Genomic DNA, 5,470 nt, shown 5'->3' with positions numbered 1-5,470 from the left:
ATGTGTGGCGGGGAACGGCTGCGACGGCGGATGCGGTGGGGGGTCGGGTGGCCGGTTCGGCGGTGGTCCCGGTTCCCACCCGGTGGTGCTCATTTCTGGTCGCCGACGGGCTGGTCGCCGGGTGCGTACCGGATCGCGGTGTCGAGGGGGTCGCGGACCGGCGGCTCGGTGTGCAGGTGCGCTTCGGCGACCGCGCGTTTGGGCCGGTCCAGGTCGGCCGGATCCGGCTGGCCGCGGAAGCGGTGCCACAGCCGGCGGCCCGCCAGCAGCACCAGGACCGCGCCCGCGCTCAGCGTGATGATGAACAGGACCTTGCCGTAGGCGTTGGAGTGCACCGACAGCCGCACCGGTTCACCCAGCGGCACCCCGTCGGGTGTCCGCAGTGTCACATCGACCGCGACCCGCTGAGTGAAGTGCACCTCGATCGGGACCCGCAGGGGCAGGTAACCGGGCGGCAGGCTGAGCTCGCCCATGTCGTCGACCGTCATCCCGGGCGGCGCGTCGACCGCCAGCCGCACCCGGATCGGCACCGGCAGGTCGTTGCGCAGCGCGAGCGGCAGCGGGCTGCGTTCGGTGGCCAGGGTGTACGCACCGCCGGGGTTCATGATGCGGACGGCGCCGAACATGTCACCGACGGTGTCGGTGGTCACCGCGAGCCGCTGCTGGGCCAGGCCGTTGCGGGCGGACGGGGGTACGGACTGGCTCAGCGCGCGCAGCATGTCCTCGCGCAGTGGGGCGGTGTATCCGATGCCGGTCAGGCCCGTCCGCTCGTCGACGCCGAGGGCGGCGGTCAGCCCGGCGAGGCGTCCGTTGGTGGCGGCGACCGCGGAGGTCACCGCGTCGTCGATGCGGCCGCGGGGGTTGCCGATGTCGTCGGCCGGCCAGCCGGCATCGGGCTGGGGCGGTACGGCGTCCCCCTCGGCGATGACCTCGCGCAGCGGCCGGGGAAGTGCGAGGCCGGCCCGGATGGCGGTGCCCATCGTGGTCAGGATGGTCTGGGCGTCGTCGGGACGCGGGCTCCACACCAGCGGCGGTACCACGATCTCGGTGCGCGGTTCGGTCTCGGGTCGCAGGCTGCGCCACAGCAGGGATCCGATCGCGTTCTGGCGCCGGGCCACCGGCGAGTCCTGCCGCAACGGGATGTCGAGCGAGGGATCGAGGTAGGTCGGCGCGGTGGGCTCGCTGCCGGCACCGGCCAGTGCCGCACCGACGGTCGGGTCGAACGGCATCGCGACGAGGGTGGGGGAGTACCGCGCGGGAGCCAGTTCGGCGGTCGAGCCCAGTCCGCTCGCGTCGTCGCGGGCGGTGAGCGTCGCCGCGGTGACGGCGACCGTGCGGCCCTGCGTGGACAGCAGCTGCGCCGCGGGCCCGGTGAGCGGGCCGTCGCCGGTCAGCGTGACGCCGCGGGTGGTCGCGACGCCGAGGATCTGGTCGACGATGTCGGCCGCGCCGGTGGTGGCGATCATGGCCAGCCTCGGGTCGCCCACCCGCTGCAGCGCGTCCAGGTCGGCCTGGGCGTACGGCGTGGACGCCACACACATCCGCTTCGCGAGCACCTTGAGCCGGTTCAGCCAGCCGACTGCGGCCTCCTGTCCGGTGCCGGGGCGGGTCGGCGTGGTCGGTCCGGCGTCGGGTCCGTCGTTCACGACGTATCCAGCCGTCATCGCGTTGACGGTCACCAGCAGGTCCGGGTCGACCGCCAGGCACAGCGCCCGGCCGACCTCGCCGCCCGGGTCGACGGTCGGGCCGGTGGCGAAATCGACCGCGGCGAGCAGCGTATCCAGCCGGCCCCCGGGCGCCAGCGATGCGGCGAGCTCGTCGTCGGCCAGGCGCACGGGCGTCGTCCCGCCGGGGATGCCCGCGGCCAGCCGGGGTTTGTCGGCCAGCGGCCAGAACATGGTCAGCCGCACCGGTTTCGAGGTGTCGGGGGGGACGACGGAGGTCAGCGTGTCGGCGGCCGACTCGGCGCCCGGTTCGGGCGGGACGCCCAGCACCGGCAGCAGGAACCGCGCGTCGTCGAGCCGGGCGGGCGCCCCGTAGTCCGGCGTGCCGTTGACGTTGACCAGCACCGGATACACGCCCGGCTGCTCGATGCGCAGCGACGGACCGGCCGCGGCGCGGATCGGGTAGGCGAGGGTGAACGGCACCTCCTTGCCGCGGGCGAGTTCGGGGGCGACGGTGATGAAGTCGGCGACCGGTTCGAACTGGTCGAGGTTGCCGGTCAGGTTGGTGCGCAGCCCAGAAGACGAGTCGACGGCCGGGGCGTGCTCCAGGCGCAGCACCACGTCGCGGACCGCACGGTCCCCGATATTGCGCACCACCCCGGATACCGTGACGACGGGATCGCTGGCCGTGGTGACGACGTCGGGGGTGACACGGTCGATGCGCAACTGGAGGAAGGGGGCGGCGCCGGGCTCACCGGCGGCGGCCTGCGGCAGGGCGGTCGAGACGGCGGTCAGCAGGAGCAGGACAAGCACGGCCAGCAGACGCGGCACCGTCGCCGTCGTGCGTGGCGCCGCCACGGTCCTCACTGGCCTTTTCCGCATCCGTTCGTCCGCCGGCCGGGAGGGGTTTGGCTGGACTCGTCACGACGACGGTTGCGGGTGTGCGAATGGGTCTGGGGGCGTCGGCGCGGCGAGGTGCGCGGCAGCGGCGGCAGGGCCGACGGGCCGTCGCTGTGCAGTCTGTCGATGAGTTCGTGGGCGACCTCGGCCAGCCGGCGCTCGTCGGCGTAGGCCAGCCGGTCCGGCAGTTCCTTCAGCGGCACCCACGCCACCTCGGTCACCTCGACGTCCTCGTCGGACAGTTCACCGCCGAGAAATCGCATCAGGTAATGGTGCACGGTCTTGTGGACGCGCCGGCCCTCGGTCACGAACCAGTAGTCGATGCTGCCCAGCGCGGCCAGCACGTCACCGCGGATCCCGGTCTCCTCGGCCACCTCGCGGATCGCGGTCTGCTCGGCCGTCTCACCCAACTCGATGTGCCCCTTGGGCAGCGACCACAGCATCCGGCCGCGCCGGTCGATCCGGCCGATCAGCGCCGCGACCTGGCTTTCCTTCGGGCCGTCGATCCCGTCGATGACCAGACCGCCCGCCGAGGTCTCGTGCACGGTGCGCAGCCGTTCCTGGGGGCGGCGGGGCCGGGACTTGCGGGCCTGGTCGGTGGGTTTGGCCGTCGTCTCGGGGGTATCCGCGTTGTCGACGCCGTCGGTGCGTTCGGCGGAGGCGGTGGATCGATCGGCGGCCGCCTGCGGGGGTCCGGCCGCGCGTCGGCCACGACGTCGCCCGCGGCGGCGTCGTGATTTGGGCTGTTCGCCTTCCGACACCCAAGCGATAGTAGCTGCCACCCGGTTTCACTCCGGCCACACTCGCCGGTCGCTGCCGGACCGTTACCCTCTAGGCTCAACGAACGTGCCGGACGACCCAGACGACCTCGCCACCGACGCCGAGCTGCTGGCCCGTGCCGCAGTGGCGCTCAACCGCGACGGCGAGGTCCTGCGCGATATCGGCGCGGTCTTCGCGCAAGCCGGTCACACCTTGTATCTGGTCGGTGGCAGTGTGCGCGATGCGCTGCTCGGCAGGCTGGGCGACGACCTCGACTTCACCACCGACGCGCGCCCCGAGCAGATGCAGGCGTTCCTGCGGCCGTGGGCGGACGCGCTGTGGGATACCGGCATCGAATTCGGCACGGTCGGGGTGGGCAAGGCCGGTCACCGCCTGGAGATCACGACCTTCCGCGCCGACAGCTACGACCAGGTGTCGCGCAATCCCCAGGTCCGGTACGGCGACCGGCTCGAGGACGATCTGGTGCGCCGGGACTTCACCGTCAACGCCATGGCGGTGGCGATCACGGCGTCCGGGCCCGGTAAGTTCCACGACCCGCTGGGCGGGTTGGCGGCGCTGCGCGCGAAGGTGCTCGACACGCCGTCGGCGCCGGAGGTGTCGTTCGGTGACGACCCGCTGCGGATGTTGCGCGCCGCGCGCTTCGCCTCGCAACTGGGGTTCGACGTCGCGCCGCGGGTGCGGACGGCGATGACGGAGATGGCGGCGCAGCTGGCCCGCATCACCGTGGAGCGTGTCGCCGCGGAGCTGGACAAGCTGCTGCTCGGCGCCGACCCGGTGACCGGGATCGACCTCATGGTGCAGACCGGCCTCGGCGATGTGGTGCTGCCGGAGGTCGGCGGGATGCGGATGGCCATCGACGAACACCACCAGCACAAGGACGTCTACTGGCATTCGCTGACCGTGCTGCGCCAGGCGATCGACCTGGAGGACGACGGCCCCGATCTGGTCTTGCGCTGGGCGGCGCTGCTGCACGACATCGGCAAGCCGGCGACGCGGCGCCACGAACCCGACGGCGGCGTGAGCTTCCACCACCACGAGGTCGTCGGCGCGAAGATGGCCCGCAAGCGGATGCGGGCGCTGAAGTACTCCAAGCAGATGGTCGACGACGTGTCGCAGCTGGTGTTCCTGCACCTGCGCTTCCACGGTTACGGCGACGGCAAGTGGACCGATTCGGCGGTGCGCCGCTATGTCACCGACGCCGGTCCGCTGCTGGCCCGGCTGCACAAGCTCGTCCGCGCCGACTGCACGACCCGCAACAAGCGGCGGGCCGCCCGGCTGCAGGCGAACTACGACGACCTCGAGCGCCGCATCGCCGAGCTGGCCGCGAAGGAGGATCTGCAGCGGGTGCGGCCGGACCTCGACGGCAACGAGATCATGAAGCTGCTCGACATCCCGGCCGGGCCGCAGGTGGGGGAGGCGTGGCGCTACCTCAAGGAGCTGCGCCTCGACCGCGGGCCGCTCTCGCACGACGAGGCCGTCGACGAACTGGTCAAGTGGTGGAACCAGAAGCAGCGCCCCGGCGTCTGAACACCTGTGGAGTACTGCCTGGGTGAGCCCGACGGATCGGCGACCATGTGGACCGCCGAGCCGGACGTCGACACCGACGACGACGGGTCTGTCGACGCCGTTGGTCTGGACCTCGACGGCGACGGCCGGCTCGACGACGCGTTGGCCGATCGCGACGGCGACGGCCTGGCCGAACTCGCCGCCCGGGATCTCGACGACGACGGTGCGGTCGAGGCCTACTTCGGCGACGACGGGACCGGCACCTGGCTGCTGAGCGTCGACCGGACCGGTCAGGTGCGCTGGTTCGGTCTCGACGGCGTCGAGCAGACGGGTGGACCGGTGGTGGATGTCGACGCCGACGGACAGGTCGACGACCGGCTCGCCGACAGCGACGGGGACGGGCTGGCCGACCGGGTGTTCAGCGGCGACACCGCGCATGTGGACACCGACGGCGACGGGCGCTGGGATGTCCGGTTGTCCGACGGCGACGGGGACGGGCTCGCCGACGCGGCGGCGGGAATCTGAGCGCCGCCGTTTACGCGGCGGTAAACCGGGCTACCGCTTGGCTATGACCGGCCACGAAGTACTCGCAGGCCGCTACGAGCTCCGCGAGGTGCTGG

At 72.4% G+C, this 5,470-nt stretch carries 4 protein-coding genes; 2 read left to right on the top strand and 2 right to left on the bottom strand.

Features of this window, described 5'->3' with window-relative positions:
* Window positions 1-89: 89 nt before the first annotated feature.
* Both AU195_RS21490 and AU195_RS21485 read right to left on the bottom strand, forming a co-directional pair.
* Window positions 90-2,522: a DUF6049 family protein gene (locus AU195_RS21490; RefSeq protein WP_059161059.1), complete on the bottom strand. Its 2,433-nt coding sequence runs from the start codon at window positions 2,520-2,522 to the stop codon at window positions 90-92.
* A gap of 5 nt (window positions 2,523-2,527) precedes the next feature.
* Window positions 2,528-3,325 carry an NUDIX hydrolase gene (locus AU195_RS21485; protein WP_059161058.1) on the bottom strand — a complete coding sequence of 266 codons (798 nt, stop codon included), beginning with the start codon at window positions 3,323-3,325 and terminating at the stop codon, window positions 2,528-2,530.
* An 85-nt stretch (window positions 3,326-3,410) separates the two neighbouring features.
* Between AU195_RS21485 and AU195_RS21480 the strand changes: the two genes are divergently transcribed.
* On the top strand, window positions 3,411-4,871 hold the full coding sequence (locus tag AU195_RS21480; protein ID WP_059161057.1) for a CCA tRNA nucleotidyltransferase: 1,461 nt from the start codon (window positions 3,411-3,413) through the stop codon (window positions 4,869-4,871).
* A gap of 6 nt (window positions 4,872-4,877) precedes the next feature.
* Window positions 4,878-5,375 (top strand): hypothetical protein, encoded by a 498-nt coding sequence (locus tag AU195_RS21475; RefSeq protein WP_059161056.1) that lies wholly within the window; start codon window positions 4,878-4,880, stop codon window positions 5,373-5,375.
* Window positions 5,376-5,470: the final 95 nt, after the last annotated feature.

Source organism: Mycobacterium sp. IS-1496 (assembly GCF_001499995.1).
In the GTDB taxonomy this organism is placed as follows: Bacteria; Actinomycetota; Actinomycetes; order Mycobacteriales; family Mycobacteriaceae; genus Mycobacterium.
Note: the sequence above shows the minus strand (reverse complement) of the source record. Positions and strands in the feature narration are given on the sequence as shown.